This window comes from Pseudomonas sp. IT-232MI5 (assembly GCF_949767845.1).
In the GTDB taxonomy this organism is placed as follows: domain Bacteria; phylum Pseudomonadota; class Gammaproteobacteria; order Pseudomonadales; family Pseudomonadaceae; genus Aquipseudomonas.
The window spans coordinates 414,795-439,938 of record NZ_CATKQE010000033.1; the positions used below are offsets into that span (position 1 = coordinate 414,795).

26 protein-coding genes, 1 tRNA gene and 1 pseudogene are annotated in these 25,144 nt (G+C 58.6%); 11 read left to right on the forward strand and 17 right to left on the reverse strand.

What is annotated here, in order from left to right:
• Window positions 1-4: 4 nt before the first annotated feature.
• The 5 genes from ACM6JQ_RS17755 to ACM6JQ_RS17775 form a co-directional block, all read right to left on the reverse strand.
• Window positions 5-1,603, reverse strand: a complete 1,599-nt coding sequence (locus tag ACM6JQ_RS17755) for a ShlB/FhaC/HecB family hemolysin secretion/activation protein (protein ID WP_414894349.1) — start codon at window positions 1,601-1,603, stop codon at window positions 5-7.
• A gap of 56 nt (window positions 1,604-1,659) precedes the next feature.
• Window positions 1,660-2,271, reverse strand: a complete 612-nt coding sequence (locus ACM6JQ_RS17760) for a transposase (RefSeq protein ID WP_007915478.1) — start codon at window positions 2,269-2,271, stop codon at window positions 1,660-1,662.
• A 281-nt stretch (window positions 2,272-2,552) separates the two neighbouring features.
• The gene (locus tag ACM6JQ_RS17765) at window positions 2,553-3,761 is read right to left on the reverse strand and encodes a DSD1 family PLP-dependent enzyme (protein ID WP_414894453.1); all 1,209 of its coding nucleotides are present in this window, start codon (window positions 3,759-3,761) and stop codon (window positions 2,553-2,555) included.
• Between the two features lie 74 nt (window positions 3,762-3,835).
• Window positions 3,836-5,164, reverse strand: coding sequence for a D-arabinono-1,4-lactone oxidase (locus ACM6JQ_RS17770; protein ID WP_414894454.1), 1,329 nt, complete (start codon window positions 5,162-5,164; stop codon window positions 3,836-3,838).
• Between the two features lie 76 nt (window positions 5,165-5,240).
• Window positions 5,241-5,597 (reverse strand): c-type cytochrome, encoded by a 357-nt coding sequence (locus tag ACM6JQ_RS17775; RefSeq protein ID WP_414894350.1) that lies wholly within the window; start codon window positions 5,595-5,597, stop codon window positions 5,241-5,243.
• Between the two features lie 332 nt (window positions 5,598-5,929).
• Between ACM6JQ_RS17775 and ACM6JQ_RS17780 the strand changes: the two genes are divergently transcribed.
• The 4 genes from ACM6JQ_RS17780 (at window position 5,930) to ACM6JQ_RS17795 (ending at window position 10,102) form a co-directional block, all read left to right on the forward strand.
• Entirely contained in the window at window positions 5,930-7,555 is a 1,626-nt protein-coding gene (locus tag ACM6JQ_RS17780) for an NADP-dependent glyceraldehyde-3-phosphate dehydrogenase (RefSeq protein ID WP_095112031.1), read from the forward strand.
• Between the two features lie 129 nt (window positions 7,556-7,684).
• Window positions 7,685-8,035: a DUF3302 domain-containing protein gene (locus ACM6JQ_RS17785; RefSeq protein WP_414894352.1), complete on the forward strand. Its 351-nt coding sequence runs from the start codon at window positions 7,685-7,687 to the stop codon at window positions 8,033-8,035.
• A 5-nt stretch (window positions 8,036-8,040) separates the two neighbouring features.
• Entirely contained in the window at window positions 8,041-9,000 is a 960-nt protein-coding gene (locus ACM6JQ_RS17790) for an HlyD family secretion protein (RefSeq protein WP_123375416.1), read from the forward strand.
• Window positions 9,001-9,061: 61 nt separating this feature from the next.
• Window positions 9,062-10,102 (forward strand): FUSC family protein, encoded by a 1,041-nt coding sequence (locus ACM6JQ_RS17795; RefSeq protein ID WP_414894354.1) that lies wholly within the window; start codon window positions 9,062-9,064, stop codon window positions 10,100-10,102.
• Between the two features lie 3 nt (window positions 10,103-10,105).
• Here ACM6JQ_RS17795 and ACM6JQ_RS17800 read toward each other — a convergent pair whose 3' ends face one another.
• Window positions 10,106-10,999, reverse strand: a complete 894-nt coding sequence (locus ACM6JQ_RS17800) for a DMT family transporter (protein WP_414894355.1) — start codon at window positions 10,997-10,999, stop codon at window positions 10,106-10,108.
• Window positions 11,000-11,135: 136 nt separating this feature from the next.
• On the opposite strand from ACM6JQ_RS17800, the gene ACM6JQ_RS17805 reads away from it, so the two are divergent.
• Both ACM6JQ_RS17805 and ACM6JQ_RS17810 read left to right on the forward strand, forming a co-directional pair.
• Window positions 11,136-11,573 carry an Lrp/AsnC family transcriptional regulator gene (locus ACM6JQ_RS17805; protein WP_007915449.1) on the forward strand — a complete coding sequence of 146 codons (438 nt, stop codon included), beginning with the start codon at window positions 11,136-11,138 and terminating at the stop codon, window positions 11,571-11,573.
• A 58-nt stretch (window positions 11,574-11,631) separates the two neighbouring features.
• A complete protein-coding gene (locus tag ACM6JQ_RS17810) occupies window positions 11,632-11,961 on the forward strand; it encodes a YceK/YidQ family lipoprotein (RefSeq protein WP_007915447.1) in 330 nt (109 codons plus the stop codon).
• 43 nt (window positions 11,962-12,004) lie between these two features.
• On the opposite strand, the gene ACM6JQ_RS17815 is transcribed toward ACM6JQ_RS17810, so the two are convergent.
• Together ACM6JQ_RS17815 and ACM6JQ_RS17820 are read right to left on the reverse strand one after the other, a co-directional pair.
• Window positions 12,005-13,360 carry a hypothetical protein gene (locus tag ACM6JQ_RS17815; protein ID WP_095112028.1) on the reverse strand — a complete coding sequence of 452 codons (1,356 nt, stop codon included), beginning with the start codon at window positions 13,358-13,360 and terminating at the stop codon, window positions 12,005-12,007.
• A 403-nt stretch (window positions 13,361-13,763) separates the two neighbouring features.
• The gene (locus ACM6JQ_RS17820) at window positions 13,764-14,435 is read right to left on the reverse strand and encodes a Bax inhibitor-1/YccA family protein (protein WP_007915443.1); all 672 of its coding nucleotides are present in this window, start codon (window positions 14,433-14,435) and stop codon (window positions 13,764-13,766) included.
• A 122-nt stretch (window positions 14,436-14,557) separates the two neighbouring features.
• On the opposite strand from ACM6JQ_RS17820, the gene ACM6JQ_RS17825 reads away from it, so the two are divergent.
• The 5 genes from ACM6JQ_RS17825 to ACM6JQ_RS17845 all read left to right on the forward strand — a co-directional run bounded on the left by ACM6JQ_RS17825 (window position 14,558) and on the right by ACM6JQ_RS17845 (window position 17,922).
• Window positions 14,558-14,645: transfer RNA gene (locus tag ACM6JQ_RS17825), tRNA-Ser, on the forward strand.
• Between the two features lie 200 nt (window positions 14,646-14,845).
• Window positions 14,846-15,055 carry a hypothetical protein gene (locus ACM6JQ_RS17830; protein WP_414894357.1) on the forward strand — a complete coding sequence of 70 codons (210 nt, stop codon included), beginning with the start codon at window positions 14,846-14,848 and terminating at the stop codon, window positions 15,053-15,055.
• 154 nt (window positions 15,056-15,209) lie between these two features.
• A complete protein-coding gene (locus tag ACM6JQ_RS17835; protein ID WP_259494375.1) occupies window positions 15,210-15,641 on the forward strand; it encodes a bleomycin resistance protein in 432 nt (143 codons plus the stop codon).
• 372 nt (window positions 15,642-16,013) lie between these two features.
• On the forward strand, window positions 16,014-17,051 hold the full coding sequence (locus ACM6JQ_RS17840) for a hypothetical protein (RefSeq protein WP_414894358.1): 1,038 nt from the start codon (window positions 16,014-16,016) through the stop codon (window positions 17,049-17,051).
• Between the two features lie 145 nt (window positions 17,052-17,196).
• The gene (locus tag ACM6JQ_RS17845; protein ID WP_336354754.1) at window positions 17,197-17,922 is read left to right on the forward strand and encodes a hypothetical protein; all 726 of its coding nucleotides are present in this window, start codon (window positions 17,197-17,199) and stop codon (window positions 17,920-17,922) included.
• On the opposite strand, the gene ACM6JQ_RS17850 is transcribed toward ACM6JQ_RS17845, so the two are convergent.
• The 9 genes and pseudogenes from ACM6JQ_RS17850 to ACM6JQ_RS17890 form a co-directional block, all read right to left on the reverse strand.
• A complete protein-coding gene (locus tag ACM6JQ_RS17850) occupies window positions 17,841-18,434 on the reverse strand; it encodes a lysis protein (RefSeq protein WP_414894359.1) in 594 nt (197 codons plus the stop codon). The genes ACM6JQ_RS17845 and ACM6JQ_RS17850 overlap by 82 nt on opposite strands.
• Window positions 18,416-18,979 carry a glycoside hydrolase family 19 protein gene (locus ACM6JQ_RS17855; RefSeq protein ID WP_414894360.1) on the reverse strand — a complete coding sequence of 188 codons (564 nt, stop codon included), beginning with the start codon at window positions 18,977-18,979 and terminating at the stop codon, window positions 18,416-18,418. The genes ACM6JQ_RS17850 and ACM6JQ_RS17855 overlap by 19 nt, the downstream gene beginning before the upstream one ends.
• Before the next feature lie 49 nt (window positions 18,980-19,028).
• On the reverse strand, window positions 19,029-20,078 hold the full coding sequence (locus ACM6JQ_RS17860; protein ID WP_414894361.1) for a phage late control D family protein: 1,050 nt from the start codon (window positions 20,076-20,078) through the stop codon (window positions 19,029-19,031).
• A 97-nt stretch (window positions 20,079-20,175) separates the two neighbouring features.
• On the reverse strand, window positions 20,176-20,382 hold the full coding sequence (locus ACM6JQ_RS17865) for a tail protein X (RefSeq protein ID WP_034156567.1): 207 nt from the start codon (window positions 20,380-20,382) through the stop codon (window positions 20,176-20,178).
• Window positions 20,357-21,202 carry a phage tail protein gene (locus ACM6JQ_RS17870; RefSeq protein ID WP_414894362.1) on the reverse strand — a complete coding sequence of 282 codons (846 nt, stop codon included), beginning with the start codon at window positions 21,200-21,202 and terminating at the stop codon, window positions 20,357-20,359. Before ACM6JQ_RS17870 ends, ACM6JQ_RS17865 begins: the two co-directional genes overlap by 26 nt.
• A 9-nt stretch (window positions 21,203-21,211) precedes the next feature.
• Window positions 21,212-23,872 carry a phage tail tape measure protein gene (locus ACM6JQ_RS17875; protein ID WP_414894363.1) on the reverse strand — a complete coding sequence of 887 codons (2,661 nt, stop codon included), beginning with the start codon at window positions 23,870-23,872 and terminating at the stop codon, window positions 21,212-21,214.
• Between the two features lie 150 nt (window positions 23,873-24,022).
• Window positions 24,023-24,307, reverse strand: a complete 285-nt coding sequence (locus ACM6JQ_RS17880) for a phage tail assembly protein (protein ID WP_259740617.1) — start codon at window positions 24,305-24,307, stop codon at window positions 24,023-24,025.
• 24 nt (window positions 24,308-24,331) lie between these two features.
• Window positions 24,332-24,622, reverse strand: a pseudogene (locus ACM6JQ_RS17885) (phage tail assembly protein); the annotation flags it as partial.
• A gap of 13 nt (window positions 24,623-24,635) precedes the next feature.
• Window positions 24,636-25,139, reverse strand: a complete 504-nt coding sequence (locus ACM6JQ_RS17890) for a phage major tail tube protein (RefSeq protein ID WP_414894365.1) — start codon at window positions 25,137-25,139, stop codon at window positions 24,636-24,638.
• Between the last annotated feature and the right edge of the window lie 5 nt (window positions 25,140-25,144).

Sequence of the window (25,144 nt, forward strand, 5' to 3'; positions counted from 1 at the left end):
CTTGTCAGAAAGTGGCTTGAAGGTTGAAGTGCAGGCGCGATTCCTGTTTCGAGGTGTTCGGCCCTTCGAGTAGCGGATAGCCCCAGTCGAGGCTGCCGGACAGCCATTTGCTCAGGCTGGCGCGGGTGCCGAGGCCGACGCTGGCCAGGGCGTAATTGGCGTCTTGGTCCGGCAGTTCGTCGCGCAGATAAAGCTGTGCGCCTTCGGCGAAGGCATAGAAACGCCAGTCCTGCATCCACGTGCCGGCGTACTTGGCCAGCGATGGCGTGCGCACTTCCTGACTGAGCAGCAAGCCGTCATCGCCGGTACGCTCGGCGGCCAGATAGCCCCGCACCGAGGTCGCACCACCGGCGGAGAATTGTTCGTTGGAAACCAGTGGCCCGGACGCCAACTGGAAAGCGGCTTTGCTCGCGCTCTGCCAGTCGCTGTCGAAGGTCCAGGTGTAGTTGGTGTCGCCCTTGAGCACGGCGAAGCTCGGCTTGGCGCGGTAGCGTTTGTAGTCGAAGTCTTCGTCGGAACTGCCGTAGCCGAAGATGCTGCGAGTGGCGGCGACCAGGCTCAGACCGAGGCCGAGCTGGCTCTTCTCGGTGTAGCGATAGCCGTTGTAAGCGAAGGTAAAGGGTGCGTATTGCAGCGGGACTTTGTCGCTCTCACCGGACAAGGTCAGGCGTTCGTCGAAGTCCTTGAAGTCGATGCAGGCGGACAGCGAATTCGACCAGTTGCCGCTCGACGGCAGCGTGTAAATCGCCGACATACCATAGGAGTGGCCCTTGCCGAGCACGTTGCTGCCGCCGATGGTGGCGACATTGCTGTCGGACTGGTAACCGGAGAACTGCACGCTCCAGCGATCGGTCAGCGGCGCGGTGTAGGAGCCGGACCAGACCTTGGCGTTATCGGTTTCCTGCGGCGCAGTGAAGAACGTCAGGTTGACGCTATGGCCGAGTTGCCAGAGGTTGTTGTAGCCGAGGCTGGTGACCGTGCGCAGTTTTTCCGTGTCGGCGCTGTAATCGTTGTTGAGGCCGACACTCGCAGTCCACGGGTTTTGATCTTCGACCTGCAAATCGACGTCCATGGTGCCGGGGCGCTGACCTTCGCGCACCAGTGGCATGACTTGCCGCCCCGGGGTTTTGTTGAGCTGCGCGAGTTCGCCCTGAACCTTGGCGAAGTCCGGCACCTCGCCTTCCTTCAGCGCCGGGACGTCGTCGCGGATGTCCAGCGGCGAATAGTGTTTGGCCCCGACCACACGTACCCGGCCGACCTTGGTTTCGCTGACTTGCAGATAGACGATGCCATCGGCAACGGCTTGCTCGGGCAGCTCGACGAACACTGATTGATAGCCGCGTTGCTGATAGGCCTTCTGCAACGCGTCGCGCGCACCTTCGATGTCACTGAGGGCTTTTTGCGGACCGAGGAACGGGTACACCGCTTCTTCAATCGCCCGCGCATCGAGCACGGTGTTGCCGCGCACGAAGTACTCGTTGACGTCGACCAGACGCTGCGCCGCTGCGTTGTTGGCGGCCTCTTCGGCCAATGCCGGCTGCGCGCCCGCCGTCACCAGCAGCCAGCCCCACAGCGCCAGCCGTGACTTGAAAATCGGTTCCACACTACCCCCTGAATTCGCGATGACCTGTTGGCGTTTCGAACGCCGCGTGTATGGCGTCAATTGCTGGCTGTCGAGGCGCAGGCGTGTTTGCCCAGCCACGTGTGCAAAAGCGCGAAGTTCAAGGAGAACTCGGGCATTTGCAGCAACGCGCCGCAGAACACTTCGCCGATGATTTTTTGAATGAGCAGCACCGCCCGGGGCTCGTTGAGCAACGTGGCGATGTCGCGACTGAGGGCGTTGAAGCTCCAGACTTTCTGGTTCAGGCCAAGACCGACGAACCAGCGGAACAACAGGTTGTAATTGAGCTGTTCATACAGTTGCTGCTCGCTGGGCACCGAATACAGCAGTTGCAGGAGCAAGATGTGCATGACCGTTTGCGCGGGAATCAGCATGCCCGGTTCGGCATTGAGGTCGTGCAGGAGCTCGCGGTGGGCGTCGAGCAAGTCGTCGATCTGCGGGCGCAGCAACACCAGCGAATGGCCCGGCGGAATGTAGCTGGAGACCTCTTTCAAGGCGCCCTGCCAGTCATCCTGCGAGACAATCCAGACCCATGGCGCGCCGTAGCGATACACCGAAACCGGCTTCTTGCGCGCGGCTTCGACGATCTTCGACAGGCGTTGATCGAGTTCCTGCATGCCCACTTTCGAGTAGCGTTCCATAGTCCCCATTGCCTCACTCCCGGCGTCCCGCCTCGGCTTGTGAAAAGCGCCCCGTAGGGCCCCTCAAGCGCGTTACATAGGCATGACCGGACTGGCGATGTGCTACCGAACTTTTGTCATAAAAGCTTCATTACAGAATTTGGCAATGAGATAGGACATACACCGAGAACCCTGTGGGAGCTGGCTTGCCAGCGATAGCGGTCTGTCAGCGAAGTAAAGGGTTGCTGACATGACGCCATCGCTGGCAAGCCAGCTCCCACAGGGTTTTGCAGTGTTTGGGTGATTTTGGGTCAGGTGTAGACGGGCCAGGTGTCGACGATTTTGCCGTTGCGCACGGCCAGCAAATCGCCGAATTGCAGCAGTACGGACTCGGTCTGGGTCGGGCGCAGGAAGACTTGATCTTCTATCGTCAGGCCCACGGCGTTGGAGCCATTGACCATCTCTTGATTGGAGCTGCGTCCGTAGACGCTGTTGCTCTGTAAACCCTGGGGCGATTCGAACTCGGCCATCCAGTTACCGCCGTAGATGAAATAGGTCTGGCGCTGATTCTGATCCCACCACGAAAACAACTTCGACTTGCCATCCAGCGCCGGGATATTCACCGCACCGGTGCTTTTTAAAACTGGCGTGGCGATGTAGGTCGCGGGCACATGCTCGGCCAGCGAAGGCAAATCGTAGTGCGTCGGTTTGAGCATCGCCGTGCCCACCGACACTTCAGTGCTGAGCTTCTCGTTTTCATGCATGCGATAACTCGGGCTGCCAGCGGTGTTCAGGCACAACCCGTCATGCCACAACGCGGGAAAATGCTGCCGGGTGAAATCAACACAACGCTGATAAATCACCATGACCTTGGCGAACAACTCCTCCGGCGAGCCAAGAATCCCCGGCACGCCCATGCCCACGAACGGGTCGTAACCCATGAACCCGGCGAATTCCAGGTGCTGCGGATTGGCGCTGATCAGCGTGAGCATTTGCCCAAGGACATTCACATCACTGACCCCGCCACGATGCAGACCGACGTCCAGCTCGATGTTGATACGCATCCGCGTGCCCAAACCCTTCGCCAACGCAAGGTATTGCTGCAAACGTTCGGGGCCGTCGAGCAGCCATTGCAGTTGCTTTGCGGGATCGAACGGACCTTTGTGGGTTTGGTAGAACAGCTCTGCCGAACGCACCGGCAATGGCTTGCCGAGCAGGATGTCGGACTGTGGAAATACCTGCGCATCATGATTGAGAAACGGCTGATGGAATGACATCAATTTTTGCGTCCCGGCACGTTGTGCGATGTAGCTCAACAGCCCCGGTGACGGCAGCGACTTCTCCACCAGACGCAATTGTTTGCCGCCGCGCCTGACCGACTGCATCACCACATCGATGTTGTGATCGAGCCGATCCAGGTCGATCAGCAGCACCGGGCGCATCGGGCCTTTTTCCTTTAACTCTTTGTTCAGTGCGCGGAAATAATCGCTGTACGGCGCGCCGTGGTCTCCCGGCCGCAACCACGCGCCGACGCCCACCAACAATGCGCCAAACCCCAACGTGCCAAGCAGAAAATTGCGTCGATTGACCGCCATCAGCTCACCCCCAATATCGACGCCAGATGCGCATTGAGAAAGCGCCCGCTCGGATCCAGTGCCTGGCGCACATCGACAAACTCGCGCCAGCGCGGGTATAGCGCTTGCAGGTTCTTCGCGTTAAGCGTGTGCAACTTGCCCCAGTGCGGTCGGCCGTTGTACTTCCAGAAGATCGGTTCAACCGCCGCGAAGAAGTTGTGATGATCCATCTGATAATGCTGGTGGACCGAGATCGAACAACTGTCGCGGCCCTCGAACATGCTCAGCGGAATGTCGTCAGCCTTGACGTAGCGGTACTCGATGGGAAACCAGGTGCGCAGGTCCTTGTCCTGAATCAGCTTGAGGATTTCCCGCAGGCAAGCCGGGCCGTGCTCAGCCGGCACCGAGTATTCCATTTCATTGAACCGCACGGTGCGTACGTTGGCGTAGATGTCGAACGAGTCGCCGACGCGATCATCGAAACTGGCCAGATGACGCAAATTGTTGAGCAGCGTGCGGCGCAGGTCGGGGAAGTCGCTGCCGTACTTATCGATCTTCTCGATCAGGTTAACGAACTCGTTACCGCCCTCTTCTTCCGGGCTGATCGGCGGCGTGGCCGGGTCGTCGGTTTCATTGAGGGCGATCGACAAGGCGTAGTCGGAATGGGTAACGACGAGCATTTCCCAGTGCTGGTTTTCACGGGTGTTGTTGTCGATGTCCTCCAGCAGTTCTTCAGTCTTGGCGATCCACTGGCGTTCGCGCAGGCGATAGGCCGGGCGGTTTTGCAGGCGGATTTTCGTCGCCACACCGAGGGCGCCGAGAGAAACCCGGGCGGCATTGAATACTTCGGCATGGCGTTGGCTGTCGCAGTCGAGCACTTCACCGCTGGCCGTCACCAGTTGCATGCCGCAGACGTGCGCCGAGTACGACTGGAAGTTTTTGCCGGTGCCGTGGGTTGAGGTGGAAATGGCCCCGGCGAGTGTCTGGTAATCGATGTCAGCCATGTTTTGCAGAGCCTGACCGATGTCTTTCAGCGGCTGGCCCATGCGCGACATCGGTGTGCCGGCGGCGAATTCGGCTTGCAAGGTTTTCGCGTCGTGATCGAGCAGACCGTTGAAATAGCTCAGCGACAACAGCGTGCCGTCAGTGGGCACCAGCGCGCTGAAGGAATGCGCCGAGCCGACCGGGCGAATCTTGCCTTGTGCCTGCTTGATGATGGTTGCCAACTCATCAAGATTCTTCGGCGCCAACCGAGCGGCTGGCAGGCAACTCTGCCCGCCCGACCAGTTGCGCCACGGAATCAAACGCGGCGCACGCATCAACTGGCCCAGTGCCGGGTGGCTCGCCAACGCGCTGAACGCGCCGACAATACTTGCCCGTTGCAACAACTGACGCCGTGTCAGATCCATGGTCATGCCGGGCACCTTATTGAGGGAGGGGCTGGTCGGCCATGAAGCCGATCAATTGCAGGAATTGCTCTTCCGAGCACTCGACGCACTGGCCCATCGGCGGCATGCCGTTGTAGCCGTTGATGGCGTGATCGAGCAGCGTGTCAGTGCCCTGCTGGAGGCGCGGCTCCCAGGCTTTGCGATCACCAGTGAGGGGTGCGTTGGCGGCGGGATTGGCGTGGCAGAGCTGGCAGCTGTTGGCGTAGATTTGCGCCAGAGCCGGGTCTTTGGGGGTCGCGTTGTTGGTGGTGTTGGCCGGAGGTTTGGGGTCTTCGCCGCAGCCAGGCAGCGCCACGGCTAACGCCAGCAGTAAAGTGAGTCGGATTGCCCGCATAACGGCCTCGCTTATTGTTGTGTTCACACCTTAAGGCAGCGGCTGCAACGGGTTGAGGGCATTGCGGGACAGTGAGGGGGGCATCCGGGGACATGACTTCTATGTAGGAGCTGCCGAAGGCTGCGATCTTTTGATCTTGATCTTAAAAATCAAAGTCAAAAGATCGCAGCCTTCGGCAGCTCCTACAGGATTTCCGATGTGGATGTCCGCTCTGCTCTGCGCCTTTGCGTGACATTCGGGTGACATTTGCGGGTTTAAATTTCGGCGCATTCAGGCGTATAACCTGTGAAGGCTTTTTGATCTGCATACGGACATCAACACGGGGTAGCGACATGACCACAGCAAACATCCTTGGCAACCTGTTCCCTTCTGTCAGCGACATCCCGGAAAAATACCGCCTCGACGCTCAGGTCGAGCAACGCGAATATCTGGTCGACGGCCAGTTGCGCCGCTGGGACGGCCCGCTCGCCACTGTGCGCAGCCCGGTCTATCTGAAAGGTGACAACGGCGACGAACAAGTCATTCTCGGCAGCACACCGCTGCTCGATGCCGACACAGCCCTCACCGCTCTCGACGCCGCAGTGCGTGCCTACGACCGTGGCCAGGGCCTGTGGCCGACCATGCGCGTGGCCGAACGTATCCAGCACGTCGAAGCTTTCCTCGGCCGCATGCGTCAGCAGCGCGATGCCGTGGTGAAGTTGCTGATGTGGGAGATCGGCAAGAACCTCAAGGACTCGGAAAAAGAGTTCGACCGCACCTGCGACTACATCGTCGACACCATCAATGCGCTCAAGGAGCTCGATCGCCGCTCCAGCCGTTTCGAGCTGGAACAGGACACCCTCGGGCAGATCCGCCGCGTGCCGCTCGGCGTCGCCCTGTGCATGGGCCCTTACAACTACCCGCTGAACGAAACCTTCACCACGCTGATTCCGGCGCTGATCATGGGCAACACCGTGGTCTTCAAACCGGCCAAGCTCGGCGTGCTGTTGATCCGTCCGTTGCTCGAAGCCTTCCGCGACAGCTTTCCCACCGGCGTGATCAACGTGATCTACGGCAGCGGCCGCGAAACCGTCAGTGCGCTGATGGCCAGCGGCAAGATCGACATCTTCGCCTTCATCGGCACCAACAAAGCCGCCAGCGATCTGAAGAAACTGCACCCGAAACCGCACCGTTTGCGCGCCGCACTAGGGCTGGATGCGAAAAACCCGGGCATCGTTCTGCCGGAAGTCGATCTCGACAACGCCGTCAGCGAAGCGGTCACCGGTTCACTTTCGTTCAACGGTCAGCGCTGCACCGCGCTGAAAATCCTCTTCGTCCACGAAGACGTGGTCGACAGCTTCATCGAAAAATTCAACGCCAAACTGGCCACGCTGAAACCGGGCATGCCATGGGACAGCGGCGTGTCGCTGACGCCGCTGCCGGAGTCGGGCAAGGTCGATTATCTACACGGTCTGGTGGCGGATGCGCGCAGCAAGGGTGCCGAAGTGGTCAACCCCAATGGCGGCGAATCGCTCGCCTCGTTCTTTTACCCGGCAGTGCTGTACCCGGTGAATCCGCAGATGCGCGTCTACCAGGAAGAGCAATTCGGCCCGGTTGTGCCGATCGTGCCGTACCGTCATCTTGATACCGTGATCGACTATGTGCTGGAGTCGGACTTCGGTCAGCAACTGAGCATCTTCGGCACCAACCCGGTGGCGGTCGGTCGTCTGGTCGACACCTTTGCCAACCAGGTCGGGCGGATCAACCTCAACGCGCAATGCCAGCGCGGGCCGGACACTTACCCGTTCAACGGCCGCAAGAATTCGGCGGAAGGTACGCTGTCGGTACACGATGCATTGCGGGTGTTCTCGATCCGTACGCTGGTGGCGACCAAGTTCCAGGACAGTAACAAGGACCTGATCAGCGAGATCATTCGCGGGCGTGACTCGAGCTTCCTGACCACCGATTACATCTTCTGATCACTGTCACCCGCATCATGAATAAGCAAGAAGGCGACCGCATGCGGTTCTGATCCAAAGTCGCCAAGCGCCCGGCAAATCAGTGTCTACACTGATGCCAGCACTGTGCTGGATGCCGGGAGCTTGATCATGCTGGATTACTTCGCGTTAGGCGTGTTGGTGTTTGCCGGGCTCGTGCTGTTTTACGGGATCATCGTGCTGCATGACATTCCGTACGAAATTGCTGTGCACCGTAACCATCCGCATCAGGATGCAATCCATGCCACTGGCTGGGTCAGTCTGTTCACGCTGCATGCGCTCTGGCCGTTCCTGTGGATCTGGGCGATGGCCTATCGAGAAGATCGCGGCTGGGGGTTCGGTGACGGCAAATCCGTGCAGAACCATGTCGCTCGCCTGGAGCAACAGGTGATCGAACTGCAAGGACGCCTCGAGCGACTCGAAGCGGCGAATGCCACTGCTCCCCAAAACCGGGAGGGCTGAACGCCATGGATCTACTGCTCATCCTGACTTACGCCGCGATCTGCGTCGCAGTGTTCAAGATCTTCCGTATCCCGCTGAACAAATGGACGGTGCCCACCGCCGTACTGGGCGGCATCCTGATGATCGGCGCCTTGATTTTCACCATGAACTACAACCATCCCTACTCCGAAGTGGCGCGCACTTACTTCGTTTCTGTGCCGGTGATTCCCATCATCAGCGGCCAAGTGATCGACGTGCCGGTGAAAGGGAACGAGCCGCTGGAAAAAGGCGACGTGCTGTTTCGCATCGACCCTACGCCGTTTCAAAACCGGGTGAAGTCGCTCAAGGCGCAATTGATCGCCGCCAAGGGTGATCGCTACCGGATCACCGAATTGATCCGGCGCAACTTCGGCACCCAGCGTGAACTGGATGCCGCGATTGCCCGCACCGACGATTTGCAAGCGCAACTGGATAACGCCCAGTTCGAGCTGGACAACACCACCGTCCGCGCGCCGAGCAAAGGCTTCGTCACCCATGTTTCGTTGCGGCCGGGGATGATGGCGAGCAAGTTGCCGTTGCGTCCCTCGATGGTGTTCATTCCCGAGGAAGGCCAATATTTTGCTGCGTGGATGCGCCAGAACAGCCTGCTGCGCCTGACCGTCGGCGATGAGGCGGAAGTCGCGTTCGACGGCATTCCCGGCAAGGTGTTCGCCGGTCGGGTGAAAAACGTCATCGGGGTGATTGCCGAAGGTCAGGTGCAACCTTCCGGCACCCTGATCGGCTACACCGGTTCGCCGCCGGCCGGGCGTGTGCCGGTGATCATCGAAATCACCGATCCGGACTTCGCCCAGTACAGCAAGCTGATGCCGGGCGGTGCGTACGGGCAGGCCGCGTTGTACAGTCAGCACTTCCACCACATTGGCACGATGCGCAAAATCCTCCTGCGTATGGCAGCATGGATGAATTACATTTTCCCGTTCCATTGATCTGAACCGCCATCACGAGAGGCCCGCACTGAGTACTTACAGCACCCATCGACTTCCGCCCTTGCTGCGCCGTGTCCTGCGACCGTTGCTGGATCCTTATCGACGCTACCGGCACGCGCGGCTGATTCATGCGGTGCGCGTGGCCCTCGGGTTACTGGCGACGATCCTGCTGACCACCGGCATCAACCTGCCCCACGGCGAATGGGCCTCAGTGACCATGCTGGTGGTGATCGGTGGTTTGCAGCACCACGGCAACATCGGCAAGAAAGCCGCCGAGCGCGCCACCGGTACGTTAATCGGTGCCGGCGTCGGGTTGCTGCTGATGGCGCAGCAGGCATGGCTCGGCATGCCGTGGCTGACGTATTTTGCAATGGCGGTGGTCTGCGGTTTCTTCTCTTATCACGCCATCGGCAAGGGGGGTTACACCGCCCTGCTTTCGGCGATCACCGTGTTCATCGTCGCCGGGCATGGCGACAATCCGATCACCGATGGCTTGTGGCGTGGGGTCGATATTCTGATCGGCATCGCCCTCGCTCTGGCCTTCTCTTTTGCCCTGCCGCTCTACGCGGTGTATTCGTGGCGCTACAACCTCGCCGATGCTTTGCGCGATTGCGCCACGGTGTACGGACGCATCATCAGCGGTCAACCGGTCAGCGCCGATGAGCATTTGAAACTGATGGGGCGGCTCGGCGCGGTGATGGTGCAGCTGCGCTCATTGATGCCGTCGGTGTCCAAGGAAGTGAAGGTGTCCATGACCGAACTCGATGCGATCCAGCGCAATCTGCGCATGTGCATCAGCACGCTGGAGATCCTCGGCAACATCCGCCCGGATGCCAACGATCCAGAAGCCATGGCCCACCTGCAATCCGCGCTGAAGGCCGAGCACCGGCAGATTCGCGTGCAATTGATCGGCATGGCCCGAGCGTTGAAAACCGGCGCTTCGCAACGCCTGGACAAGCCGCTCGAGTGGCCGGAAGCCAACCTCGATGCGCCGGTTTACAGCACGCTGGATGGTTACCGACTGCTAACCCGGCAACTGGCGGCGAACATCGCCGAGATGCGCCAGCGCCTGGCGAAAACCGCACCGCGCTGGAACATCTGAGGGTTACTGCGCGGCCAGTCGCCGGGACTTCAAGCCCCAACCCTGTTGCATGCCGGCAGCGGCCAGCAGGATCGCTGCCACGCCAATCCATTGCAGGATTTCCAGACGATGGCCGAACGCGAACCAGTCGACGAAGATCGCCGCAATCGGGTAGATGAACGACAGTGCGCCGGTCAATGCGGTCGGCAATTTCTGGATCGCGCCGTACAGCAGCACATACATCAGACCGGTGTGGACGATGCCCAGCGTCACCAGACTGGCCCAGGCGCTCGGCGCTTGCGGCAGCGCACTGAAATGCGCGAACGGCGCCAACAGCAAGATCCCGGTGCAGACCTGAATCAGCGCGATCAGATGTGGCGGCGTGCCGGTCAGGCGCTTGATGATCAGCGCTGCAATCGCATACAGAAACGCCGCGCCCAACGCCAACGCAATCCCCATCAGATAGTCGTTGCCGCTCTCGCCCTGAGTGCCATGGGCACTGACGATCGCCAACATGCCCATGAACGAAATCGCCAGCCAGAACAACTTCTGCAAAGTGATTTTTTCGCCGAGAAACAGTGCCGCCAACCCGACCAGCATAAACGGCTGCACGTTGTACACCGCCGTGCCGATCGCAATCGAAGCGCGAGAATACGAGGCAAACAACAGCACCCAGTTACCGACAATCGCCGCCCCGCTCAGCACCGCGAGCAAGAACGTCGTGCGGGTCAGAATCCCCGGGCGCAGAAAGCCGAAAGCGGCACAGATCAACAGCAAGGTGCCGGCGCCGAACACGCAGCGCCAGAACACTACATCGAGTACCGGTTGCCCGGAGACCAGCACAAACCAGCCGATCGTCCCGGATATCAGCATGGCGGCGGTCATTTCAAATGAGCCGTGACGCAGTGTCTTGTCCATCATTGATCTCCTGTCTTTGTGGCAAAAGTATGCCAAGCGAACACGCAGACGCTCCAGAGTAAAAAGCAGGCTAAACTCGCAATCTGCCTTTTTTATCGAGGGTGGTTTCCGTCAATTGCCTAATGCTGGAGTTTTCATGACCGACGACATTGACCAGATCCTCATCAGCGCCTTGATGGAAGATTCACGGCGCTCACTCAAAGCGCTGGCGCAGATCAGTGGATTATCGTCGCCAAGCGTGGCTGAACGCTTGCGGCGCCTGGAGGAACGCGGTGTGCTCAAGGGCTATACCGTCGAGATCGACCCGAAATGCTTTGGTTACCAATTGCAGGCCATCGTCCGGGTGCGGCCATTGCCGGGACAGTTACAGGAAGTTGAACGGCAGATTCTGTCGATTCCCGAATTCACCGAGTGCGACAAGGTGACGGGCGAGGACTGCTTTATCGCGCGCCTGCATGTGCGCTCGATGGAACAACTGGACACCCTGCTCGACCGCCTCAATACCTTGGCCGAAACCAATACCGCCATCGTCAAGAAGACACCGGTGAAGCGCCGCTTGCCACCGATGGCCTGAGTGCTTTTTTCGCATGTTCGGCGTAGATTGAGGTTTTTCCGGCGAAGGATTGGCGGTAATGAGATTTCAGGCAATGGTGTTGGCAGCGTTGACGCTTGCCGGTTGCGGGACCGTACAGACCGTGGTGCGCAGTGACCAGGCTGCGGTGGACAGCCTCAAGGAGCAGAAAAGTTATTGCGGGGCGGTGCCAAGGATTTACAGCGGCCTCGCCTACGACTTTTGCAGTCTGCATGCGCCTCTGGGCAAGGGCGTTGATGCCGACGATTACAAAAACGCCGCAATTCCCGTGGTGTTGATCGATGCCGTGGTGTCCGGGGCACTCGACACGCTGTTGCTGCCCTACACCGTCTACAAACAGCAGACTGATGGCAGCATCGTGATCAACTGAAAAAAGCCTGCGCACGCCGAAACGTGCGCAGGCTTTTCGCTTCTTACTCCAGCAGTTGCTGCAGGCTCGGGTCACGAATGACTTTCTGCAATGGCTGCGGCGTGGCGTTGTTGGTGGACTTGAGCATTTTCAATTTCATGTCCGACGCTTTGCTGCACGCATTCTTGCCGTCAGCATAGATGCCGCTCATGTCGCATTTCCACTCGAAGTAATTCACCAGACCGCCGGACAACTGCAGGCTGTAGTCAGTGCTTTGAGTGCCCGGCGTGAAAGCATGGCCGGCCGGAATGTTCTGGAACCACTTCATCCATTCAGGCGAACCCGGCTGCGGCGCATTGGCCTGGAACGTTGGATTCATGATCGCCACTTGCGGCGTTTCGGCGGTCGCATGGCAGCTCAGGCAGGAACTGTTGGGGTTGTCCACCGGACCATTGAGGCGACCGTTCCAGCCCAGATGGGTGGGCGGCAACTCTTGGGTCTTGGCGTTGATCGCAGTCTGTTGCAATGCGGGGTTGATCTTGGTTTGCGTCGGTTGCGGGTTGGTGAAGTCGTTGCCGATTTCTTCCGGATCGTTACCCCACATGATCCCTACCGGGACAAGGTTGTCCCAGCCCGGCTTGCCGGTTTTCGCGCCGTTGTACTGAAAGGTGCCGAAGATCCAGCCAGTGGCGCTCATGCGCTGATCGCGCACGGCGATGTCCATCTGAATCAATGCGACATCCTTGACCTTGCGATTGGCCGACGTGAACGTTTCGGTGACGTAGCCCTTCCACAACACCGGGTTCACCAGGAACGGCACGGTGCTGCGATCGATATCGGCGAACAGGGCTTTGCAGACTACGGTGCCGTCGGGGAAGCTGTTGGGTGCCGATGTGTATTTCGGATCAGGGTTGTTCGGGTCTTTCCAGACCTCTCCGATGGTATAGGCACCGATGTCGTTATAGATGCCCACCGCGTAAGTCTGGCCGGTGGCGGTCTGCGTGGGGGCGAGTTGCTTGACCTGGATCTGCGCCTCTTTGGTCAGGCCGTGAATCCCTTCGCGTCCCAGCGGGCCGTAGTGCTGCCACGGCATGTGATACCACTGACGTTTTTTATTGTTCTGCACGTACCAATCAGCCTCGACGTTGCCTTCGAGGCAATAGGTTTTGACTTCCTCCATGTACGCACGCCAAGTCTCAAAATTGTTATCTGGCTTGGTCGGTAGATTCTTGAAAAAACCGGGTAGCGGTACTTTCGGCGCTGTGGCCGGGTAATTCTGGCTCAACTCAAACAGTGGGCCAGAGTATTGGCTGGAAGGTGGTTGATAGCCGAAGTCAGGATAGACGCCGGCGAGGGTTGACGCGCTGAACAGCGCGGTGGTGACGGCCAGTACAGCCAGTTTTCCTTGGGGCTGGTTCATCGATGATCTCCTTGATTGGGACAACGCCTGCAATGGCAGGGCCTCCATTATTTTTCTGGTATCAGGGTCCCGGTCGTTCGCCGGGATACGGTCACGGTGCATGGAGTTTGGCGTGGTTCACCTCCCTATTTTCACTGGACGAACGAATACAGTCGCTCTCGACCGAAAGGCCTGGCGATCAACAGCGAGGGAAGTGAATGCGAGGGACGCAGGAATTACACGAGGGGGGCTGGTTACCGACTCCTGTCGATCAGGCTACTGCTCTTCCTTGGTAATTAGGTTTAGGTGAGTTCCAAAAATACGCCACTATTTTCAGATCATTTTGTAGGTAAAAGGCCACTACGCTTTTCGGCGAGCAACAAAAAACCCGCCGAAGCGGGTTTTTCGTTGAAACGACTAACGATCAGTCGTCGCGGCTCATGATGCCGAAGATCTGCAACAAGCTGATGAACAGGTTGTAGATCGATACATACAGGCTGATGGTCGCCATGATGTAGTTGCGCTCACCGCCGTGGATGATGGCGCTGGTCTGGAACAGGATGCACACGGACGAGAACAGCACGAAACCTGCGCTGATCGCCAGTTGCAGGCCGCTGACCTGGAAGAAGAAGCTTGCCAGCGTTGCACCCAGCAACACGAAGAAACCAGCGGTGATGAAGCCACCGAGGAAGCTCATGTCCTTACGGGTGATCAGCACGTAGGCCGACAGACCACCGAACACCAGTGCGGTCATCGCGAACGCCGAGCTGACCACTTCAGCGCCGCCCTGCATGCCCAGGTAACGGTTGAGGATCGGGCCGAGCAGGAAACCCATGAAACCGGTCAGCGCAAAAGCGGACACCAGGCCCCACGCGGAATCACGCAGCTTGTTGGTGAGGAAAAACAGCCCGTAGAAGCCGATCAGCACCACGAAAATGTTCGGGTAGCCAACGCGCATCTGCTGGGCAACGAAAGCCATGACGCCGCTGAATGCGAGGGTCAGAGCCAGTAGGCCATAAGTGTTGCGCAGGACGCGGCTAACCTCTAGCTGCTCAGCCTGCACGCTGTTATTAACTGCGTAATCCTGTTCGCGCATGGCGACACTCCTGTTGGTTTGAAACGTTCAGTCGCAAAGATCATAACAGACGCTCTGTAACAAGCCATGCAGAGAGTTTGACAGTGTGTTTCATTCAGGTATTATGGCGCCCGCAACGCAACGGAGGTGTGGCCGAGTGGTTTAAGGCAACGGTCTTGAAAACCGTCGACTGTAACAGGTCCATGAGTTCGAATCCCATCGCCTCCGCCATATTTGTAGCGACAAAGCCCTGATTATTCAGGGCTTTGTCGTTTCTGGGATCTGAGATTTTTGCGGCTTTTTCCGACGCGTTACAAAACTTTTTGCAACGCGTTACAAAACTCCCCCCTCTCCGGCGTCCTGCCGATCGTTAAAAAACTCTTCATGTGACACGGTGCTACGCTGGTTCTTTGGCTACCAAGGAAACCAAAATGCCCAACTCAGATCTGCTCCCTTCCCTGCTCTTCAAGATCAACGAAAACCAACTCGCCCTCGAAGCCGCCCTCATGGAGCTATCGAATTGGGTTGAGCAGCGGGGGTCGGCCGATGTCGCCGAGAACGTCCGGGGCGCCCTCTGGGCAATAGACAAGAACGAGGAATTCATCAAGATGACGCTTGCGGTTTTGATGACACCCGAGTGACCGTTATCGGCCAAAAGCTGCCACTCAGCGCGACTCGATAATTCCAACCCGAACATGCATCATCAGGCCGCCACGATCCCGTCGTGGCATCGAAGCCATAAGTGCAGAACCTGCCCGCCTGCACGAATTAGCCTTTTGAAATGGAAGTCATCTCATGTTCGAACGTAACAAGCTGGTTCCGGAGTTAATGGTCACCAACCTGGATAGCAGCCTGGCTTTTTGGGTTTCTTGCTTGGGGCTCAAAATAGCTTATCAACGTCCGGAAGACGGATTTGCATACCTTGATTTGAACGGTGCTCAAGTAATGCTTGAGCAGATTGATTCGGACGCGGGGCAATGGCTGACTGCGCCGTTGACTAAGCCGTTTGGAAGGGGCATCAACCTACAGATTGATGTTGAGGCTGTCGCACCCATCATCCAAAAACTTGATCTGGCTGGATTTCCACTCTATCGAGAATGCAAAGACACTTGGTATCGGGCAGATAATGTAGAAGTAGGCCAGCGCGAATTCATCGTCCAGGATCCCGACGGCTATCTTGTAAGGTTGGTAGAGCGGTTGGGGGAGAGACCGGCTTGCTCAATCTGAAACGGGGCAAAGCCTACCGTCAGCTTTGTGCCGGTGCAGCCCTTCACGACAGGCAGCATCCGGCCATTAGCGGCCTGTCGAGCTGTGCGGCAGACGAGTCAATATAGTCAGCCAGCTCGGGCGGACACAGTTCACCAATTGCTCTAGTCTAAAAGAAAAAAATGAGCCGATTGTTACCCTCAGCGAAGCATCAGTCGGGTTTAAACTCTCGCTTGTCCTTTAGGTATCGCTAACTATAATCTCGTCATCAGCTTATGCGTTCTGTCAAAACGTTTTTTTCTTTGCTGTTATAAGGTACAAGATGTAAATTGTTGAAAATTTTAACAGTAAGTCATACCTCGTATATTGTCGGAATTATGCTATGGAGCTCACATGAGTCAGAACGGCACCCTGAAGGAAGCGCTTCCATTGAGCGAAGCGATTTTATCGGAAATTGAGTTGAGCCAGGCACCGTTAACTTCAATCGCTTTGAAGGCCAGTAGGCTTGCTAGGCTTGTGGGGGACTTCGATCAGCAACAAATCATGATGTATGAAGCAAGTGGTTATCCAAAGACGCCCAAGGGGATTGAATCGAGTGTTTGGCAGCTCGCAGCATTGGCAGGCAGAACTTATAAGCAGATCAAAGATGAAAAAGAGAAAGAATATTGCAAATGCGATTCTCTGGAGCAGATAGAGCTCGAAATGGTGACGGCCAAAGAGAACATTCTTGCGGCGGCTGACGTTAGCACGTCTATCTCATCTGCCAACCCAAATCAGTATGTCTCGAACCCAATTGGCAACGCACGAGAAAGGACAGTTTTGCGGGAAATCGTCAGCGATAGATCCAAATGGCTAGCTGCTCGTAGAGCATACATCCACTCATACGTTAGCTCGGTATACTTCGAACTTAAATTTTCTTCCATACCAAGCGATATATTCGAAAGAACAAGATCAAAAGTTGACAAAAAAATCGGTGAATTGGTTCCTGGGGCAATCAAGAAATTCTCCGCAGTTTACGAGAATTTGGTTTCAGAAAACGATGAGGACTGGGCGAATGCCGTACATAGCTGCCGCCGGATACTTCAAGAAACGGCAGATGGCGTATATCCGCCTAGAGCGGACAAGGAAGTAGGAGTAGGCGGGAAGCAAAAAACCGTTAAGCTCGGCCCAGATAATTACATTAATAGATTAATTGCTTATGTTGAAGAGAATTCTGACTCGGATCGCTTCAATGAAATTGTCGGCTCGCACATGCGATACTTAGGCGAAAGACTAGATTCGATTTTTCAGGCCGCCCAAAAAGGATCTCATCACGTGATCTCGTCACAGGACGAGGCCGATCGTTACGTTATTTATACATATTTGGTTATAGGCGATATTCTTCAACTAAAAAATGAAGTTGAGAAGGGGGTAATAATTGATCAAGTTTGATTACTGGCTAATCCCCGCTTTCCTTTGAATGACTGCTTCTGGCCGATAGCCGACTTTAATCGCAGCTCGTCGCTTCTTGCTCGCTCTACGGTCGGACCTCGATTACTGTACATACATACAGCATTTGTACAGTGAACCCGTTTTCATGAATTTCGACCAGGCCAAAACTCTGAGGCTCCAGCAATGGCGCGCAACTCTCGGTGACCAAGACTTCCGCATGCAAAACCCCGAGGGACATCGGGAAACGCTCCGCGAGATGGCGTCTGCGCTGCACTCTGAGGGGTTGATCCATCAGTTTGAGCAGTTCGAACTGAACGAGATGGCGGACGCTGCCTACTGGCACGCCGTTGAGGAGTTGCAGGACTCATCTGGCCAATACCGCGGAGCGTCGACCTACGATGTCGTGCAGGTCGACACCGGAAAGCTGCTGGGCAAGATCAGTCGGTCGATCTTTAACTTCGAAAGTGACGAATCACGCGGGGCCTCCTTCGCCTACGACGGTAAGGTCTACTCTGACGCGGAGGGGGTGCGGCTGACCTTGGGGCTTTCCCGGAAGATTGGGACAATCTCGGGCCTGATGCTGGAAATGAACGGGCGCCGGTACCACTTAATTGAGACCGAGCGGGTTATCAGTGGTGTTGACTACAAGCCTATCGACGATCCGGACGCTTACCGCGCTCTTGTTGATGTGGCTCAGGTTGCTAAGGAAGATCGGAATCTGCGCGCGTTTGAAAAGGTACGACCTCATATCGAGTCAGCAACCTTCTGCATGTGTCCTGCCTGCCTCGATCATTTTTGTTCGCGCGATGATTGTTCGACGTGTGCCGGAAAGGGCTTCGTGACAAAGCCATCGCCAAGCTCGCTCACATAAGCCTGACAAGCCTGCAATGCGATCACCCCCCGATCGCCTTCATCGGTGATGGCGACAATTCGTTGAGCATGCGCTGGGTCAAGTTCGGCTCTTGTGGGGCCATGAACCACGCGGCCGGTGGCGGTGGTGGCTGACACCGATCCGTTGCCGGCGCCAGTGGTGGCGTCGAGTAGGACTGACAGGCGCAGATCAGCAGTGGCAAGGCGGTCGCGCAGGCGACCTTGATCACGTTGGACATCGCTTAAGGCTCGATAATGGGTTTGTTCGCTGGTAGCCAGGCGCTGCTCAAGCGCAAGGCGTTTGTCCCGTTCGGCACGCTGCTGCGCAACCGTGGCCAAGGCCAACTGGTTAAGGGTTTCTGTGTGGAGCCGGGCCTGCTCTGCGAGCTGTTTGCCGTAGCGCCAATCCTGTACTTGCCAGGTAATGGACGCAGAACTTCCGATCAAGACGACCAGCAGCACGCCTTTTGCCAGTAGCCGGTACGGCGCGGGGATCAGTTCGCCGAGACGCATAGCACCGCCCTCGCCCGCCCCCACAACTCCAGCCGATCCTGCAGGCCATTGAGGCCGCCGTTGATCCTGCGGGTGATCATGTTGAATTCATTTTGATCGGCCAGCGCGTTCAGCCCATTCACCGACCAGAACCATGCGGCCGACTCGGCGGCCCACTGCGGCAGCTCCAGCAGTTCAGGCGTGCGCAGCAATCGCTCGTCACCGAACAGCGCCAAGCTGCAGCGCAGGTAATTGTCGTGGCCGGTGACTTGGATCAGGCCGCGACCGCGATAGCGCTGGCCATCACCATCCGCTGCCGGCGTGTTGCCCAGTTTCGCAGCAAGGTTGCCGGTGTCGTATTTGCTCAGGTACTGATCGCCGCCCAGTTCCCGGACGTACTGCAGCTGACCCGACTCGTGACCAACTTGCGCCAGAAATGCGGCTTGGCGTTTCGGTGTGTTGATCTGCCGATGAGCCATGGCTGCGTTGAGGGGGGATACAAAAACGCCCGCTTGGCGGCGGGCGTTGGGCATGATGCTTTGCAGCTGCTGTTCAGTGATGGACATACAAACTCCAGACATAAAAAAACCGCACTCAGGCGGCGATGGGATGTGGTTACTGCTTCTCGATGTTCACCACCTTGAGCGGTGCTTTTGGCCCTTTCTTTTTCTTGCCCTTGGATTTACCGGCTTTGCCGGCATTGCATTCGACCGTGGTCGACCAGCCGGACTGGGTGAACACCTGCTCCACCGAATCCGCCAGGTATTCACCATCAAGCCCGACCTTGAAACCCTGAGAGATGATGGGACGCTCGGCGAAGATGTCCGTCCGGCCGGGCATCTCAAGCCGCACATCGGCGGTCGAGCGGTTGAACGCCGACAGACGTGCCTTGGCCGCCGCTTCAGCAGCGCCCTTGTCTGGGTAGATATGGCGGTCGGTATGCACTGCCGGCAGGCCATCCGGAGCGTCATCGTTGTCGATGGTAACCACCGCGAGCTTGCCGTTCTTTTTGTCCTGATGCTTGGTGGCCACCGCCTTGTGTGAGTTGCGATCGCCTAGGCTGAATTGCCAGCGGCTGAGGTCACTGCGGGTCAGCGTGATAGCGCCAAATGCTTTGCCGCTGGCCGTCTGGCCACCTTGGCGCGGCATCACCAAAAGCTTGCCGTCGGCCACCTTGGCCGTGCAGTCGTATTGCTTGGCCAGACGGGTGATGAAATTAAAATCGGACTCGTTGAGCTGGTCGACCCGGGCGACCTTGGTCGACACCGGACACACCGGCGTCCAGCCATTGCGCGCGGCCACGTCAGCCACGATCTTCGACAACGGCACGCCCTCCCAGCTTCCGCTACGGATGGTTTTGCCACTGCCACGCACGTCGCTGGCCTTGCCCTTGATCACGATCGTGTCCGGCGGGCCTGACACCTCGACCGTGTCGACGGTGTAACTGCCCATACGCGTCAAGGTCGTTTCCGCATAGCCCAGGTAGATCTCGATTGAGCTGCCACGCCGTGGCAATTGCACTTGCCCGTCACGGTCGTCTATACGCAACTCAAACTCGTCGGACTCCATGCCCGGCTTGTCAGAGGTGCGCAGCAACAACAGCCGATCATTGATCTTGGCCGTGACGTCGGCCCCATCGGCGACAATACGAAACATCGGAGTCATGGTTTTTTCCAATAAAAAACCCGCACAAGGCGGGCCAGAAAAACAAGGTGTCGTTACGCGTGACGCGACGCGGCGCCGGCGAAGGCATCGCCCCGGGTCAATCCCACAAGCTAACGCCTTCATTGGTCGGGCTGGGCAGATCCGGCAGGACGATGATCACGCCCAACCGGAACGGCTGAGGCTCATCGGCCAGCCCCTGATTGGCATCGAGCACGGCCTCCACGCTGCCATTGAGATGGCCGTAAACGTTGTTGCAAATGACATCGAGCATGTCGCCATCAGACGTCCTGCATGTCGTCGCCATAACGCTCAAACTCCAAAGTAAAGCCCTGTTTGCGGGGAATCCCGCCGTGCAAAAACGCGCCCTGTTCATCGTTGATCGTCTTCAGGCACCACGTCCCGATCACCTCGCCATAGCCCGTGGTCAGGGTCAGCGGTTGCTGCCTGGCCCCGATGGAACGCAGCGTGTCGAGCTGCTTTAAACCGCCTTTGAAGCCCGGATAGATCGTGCCCTTGAGCGTCAACTTTTCATCGCCCATACCGATGGCCTGCTTCGCCGGCCGACGCGTCAGCCGCTCCTGCGAAGCCCACCGGAATTCGGTCGAACGGCTCAGCTCGTCGAAAGCGGCCGTGTCCAGGTTAAAGTAATACGGCTCAATCTTCGGGTCGCGCGGCTGAATGATCATCAGATGCGGGAACGGCTTCACCGCCTCCGGCGCTGGCGTGGCCGCCACGGAAAAGGAACTGGTGGGCACGATGTTGGCCAGCGACGGACTGACCTTGCCGGCAACGTTGTTGATCGCCGTGGCCGCCTTGCCCGCCTGTTCCTTCAATGTGCCCAGCCGCTCCTGCACTTCGGCCGCCGCCCGGGTGGCGCGGCCGTACACCGCCGCCACCTGACCGACCTTGGCCTGAGCCGCGTCGACGCCGCGCATCACCCGTTGAAGCTTGGCGCCGATGGCCGGCCCGACGAACGGGATGTTTTCCAGCTCGGACGCGGCGCCGGTCAGTTCCCGGATCGCGCCATTGACCGGGGACATCATGCCATCCGCGCTACGCCGCCCGGTTTCCGCTGCATCCACCAGATACTTCAGACTTGATTGCATCTGCTCCATGTAAGCCATGAAACCTCCTTAGACATGGGGTTCGTCGTACAGCTTGGCGGCGTTACTCCTCGCCGCGTCCGCCATCATTCGCTGCATGTGCGGCATCAGATCCTGCGCCAAGGTTTGCGGGTCTTTGACATCGCCCTGCACCGTGACCGGCATGCTCAGTGAATACTGAAACTGCTGATCCACCTTGGCCGGCTCCGGCTTCGCCGCCTCCTTGGGCTGGATGGCCATCGCCGCCGACTTGAGTGGCGCCGTCACTGCCATCGAGCGCGCGACATCCCCCAGCACCGGGCCTTGCTGCGCCGCTGACGCCATCATGAGCGGCGTGGTCGGCACCGGCGCCTTTGCCGTTTGCTCGGGCTTTTCATCCTCACCGCCGAACAGCGACTTACCCAACGACCCGCCCAGCGCCGCACCGCCCTGACTGCCCAGGTAAGCACCGATCATGCCGCCGATCGCGGTGCCGATGATCGGCACAACCGAACCAATGGCGGCGCCTGCTGCTGCACCGGCCATGGTGCCGGCCAGGTTGCCGGCAGCCGAACCGTAACCTTCGGCTTTTTCGTCCTTGGTCTTGGCGTTTTGAAAGGTTTCAAGCGCCATCGCGCCGGACTCCAGCAGCGTGCCGCCAGGAATGACCTTGGCCACCTTGCTGACCTTACCGACGGTTTCTGCGACGACGCCGAGCTTGGACAATGCCCCACTTGGAACAGAAGGGACTGATGGCGCCGGGATCGAAACAGGGGGACGCGAAGCCGGAACGGGTGGACGTGAAACCGGAACAGGTGGACGAGGCACAGATGGGCGAGGACCTCTCGAACTCGGCAACGACCGGCGCCGAGCGCTGCGCCTTGACCCACGTCCACGTCGGCGCGATTCGCCCGACGCATCCACACCGCCCCCCATAGCGCCGGCATTGACGACGAAAACCTTCTTGACGCCGTCGTTACCTGCACCACTTTCAGTACCAAGGCCACCGCCTGTTGCCGCATCCTTCACCCGCGAAACAACATCCAGGCCAGTCGCTACCAGATCAAGTTCTCCGGGGTTTTTATTTGGGGCTTCGCTCCCATTCCTGCCACCGCGCGACCCACGCGCAAGGTTTAGCAGCCCCTTGCCGATCTTGATCGTGCTGAAGATACCCTTTAAGGCGATCAGCCCCGCCCCGACTGTGGCGATACCGGCAACTACCCCGGGCGCGCTATCAGTCAGCGACGTAATGCCTTTAGTCACCTTGGTCAACGACTCGGCCACGGTGTCCGTCACCGGGCGCAGCGCATCACCGATGCTGCGCATGGCGTCATCCATCGACTGGGCCATTTCCGCCCATTTCTGCGATGACGACTCACGCCGCTCGGCGAGGTTTTTGTCGAGGATCCCGGTCGCGTCACGCGAATCGTTTTTGAGCTGGCTGTACAGCGCCTTGTTCTGCATGTAGGCCGACAGTGCGGCCTTGACCTGCATGTCGGCGAACAGGTCGCCGGTGCGCAGGGACTCTTCCAGCGAGGCCATCATGGCCTTGGCCTTCTCCGGGTCGGCTTCCTTGCTGATTTTTGACGTGGCTTCGGCCATGGCCGCCGCACGCTTCGGATCGGTCGCCTGAATGTATTTCTGAGCCAGCGCCATACTGGTTTCGAGCGTCGACATGCCGTTTTGCAAACCGGTCTGCATCGACCCCTTGTAATCAATACCGGCTTTTTCGTAGGCCTTGACCGTATCGGTCGAACCGATTTTGCCCATCCAGTTTTTCAGGTTATTGGCCGCTTCGTCCGAACTGCCGGCCTGTTTCATCTGCACCTGCAGCATGGCACCCAGTTGGGTCACCGCATCCAAGCCGGTGATGCCGTTGCTGGCCATGTTGGCCAGCAGTTCCGGGAACCACTTGGCCATGTCAGCCGCTTCAAAGCTGCCCGCCTGACCTTGGTAGGCGATCGCTTCCAGCGCCTGCTGCATCTGCTTGGGGTCGGTGATCTTGGCGTTCTGCCCTAGGGCGTTGATCATCTTCGCCGTGTCGACGCCGCTGGATCCCTGCCCCACGACAAACTTGGCCGCGACAGGCGCGTATTCCAGCGCCTTGCTCAAGTCCATACCGGCGCCGACCAACTGATTGACCACGTCGGCCACATCGTTGCGCGCCATGCCGGTATCGCGTGACGTGTCGATGATCTTGCGCGACATCTCCTGCTCTTGCGGCTTGTTGGCAATGCCGGCCTTGATCGCGATGTCACGGACAATCGCGCCAAAATCAGCGCTGACCTTGGCCGGCACCGCCATGGCACCGACACCCACAACCGCAGCACCGACAGCGCCCTTCATGCCCTTTACGCCAGAATCAATCTGCTGATGACCCTTGGCTTTCAGCTCGGCTTTGTTGGCCATCTGCCCCATCGAGCGATAGGCTTTTTCCAGCCGGCCGACCTCGACCCCCTGCTTTTTCAAGCTGTCGAGGTTCGAGTTCAAACGGCTGAGTAATTTGGACGCACCGGCCGCGCCGGTGTCGTGAGCCTTTTTCCATTCTTCACGCAGGCGGATGGTGTCGCCAATCGTGCGCTGCAGCACGCGCGCTTTGTTGCCTTCTGCCTCGAGGCGCTTAATGCGCCCGGTCACGTCCTTGAACGCGGCGCCGACCGTGGAACTGACGGCACCGCCGATCACCAGCCCGAGGGCGAGTTTGTTTGCCATGTCATGGCCCTCATGTGCCCAGCACTACCGGGGGCGGCTCAATCCGTGAGCCACCACACCATATCCGCGAACGGCATCGACTGGATCTCGGCGGCGGAAAATCCGGTTTCCGCCGCCAGACGTTTCGCCGCCGACTTGATCACGCAGGGGTTAAAGCCCGTCGTCGTTGTCCATGCGAAAATAGCCGGCCTGCAAGCGGTTAAAATCCACCAGCTTCAGCCCCTCCAGATCCGCCACCGAAGCGCCGGACAACGCCGCAAACAACACCAGCTCGCGCTGCTCATCGTCGCCACCCACCTCACGGTTGGCCGCCCGCACGTCGCCCACGGTCGGCGAACGCAAGGCCAGCTTGTCGACCGTCACGCCGTTGATTTCGCTCGGACACGACAGCGTTACCACTACCTGATCGGTCGTCAGCGACAACCATGCCGGCATCGAGTCCGAATAATCGGTTTTCGGCACCAGGTGCGTATACGCCGCCTGCACGCGGCGATAGTCGGCCATCTTGAGGCCCTCAAGATCCTTCAGCCCGACTTCAGCCAGACCGGCGAACAACATCAGCTCGCGCTGTTCGTCGTCACCATTGGCGGCGCGATCGGCCGCGCGTACCGCACGCACGGTCGGGGCACGCAGGGTCAACGCCTCGACGTCGACGCTATTAGCTTGGCTTGGGCGGGTCAGGGTTACGACGGCACCGATTGCACTGAGCGACAGCCAGGCCGGCAGGGTTTTAGCGATTACTTGAGTCATCTGGATCTATTCCTTACATGCCGAGCGCGTTGCGCACTTCGAGCAGTTGGTCTGTGCCGTCGATCACCTGAATTCCGGCGACCATGTCGATTTCGTACATCAGGCGCCCGTCAATTTCGAGCTTGTAGTACGTGACCGAAACGGCGTGTTTGATCTCGGCCGCATCACCGGCTTTCCAGTCACCGAGATCGACCTCTTTGAGGCGACCGCGCAGAGTGGCAACGACCGCTGTCACCGCGCCCTTTTGGCCCTTGAAGGCACCTCGGAACGTGGCGTTGAACGCCGTGCCGTCGGCCAGGCCGAAGTACTTCAGCGACTCGCGGCGCACGCCCTTGGTGACAAACGAGGCTTCCATTTTTTCCAGCCCCTGATCCATATCGATGGGGCCGGCCATGCCGCCGCCACGATATTCGTCGGTTTTGGTGGTCAGCTTGGGCAGCGTGAGGCTAGGCACGTCGCCGGAGAAGTTCACGCCGTCGACGAACAGGTTGGTGTTGTACAAAGTCTGAGGAATCATTGGTT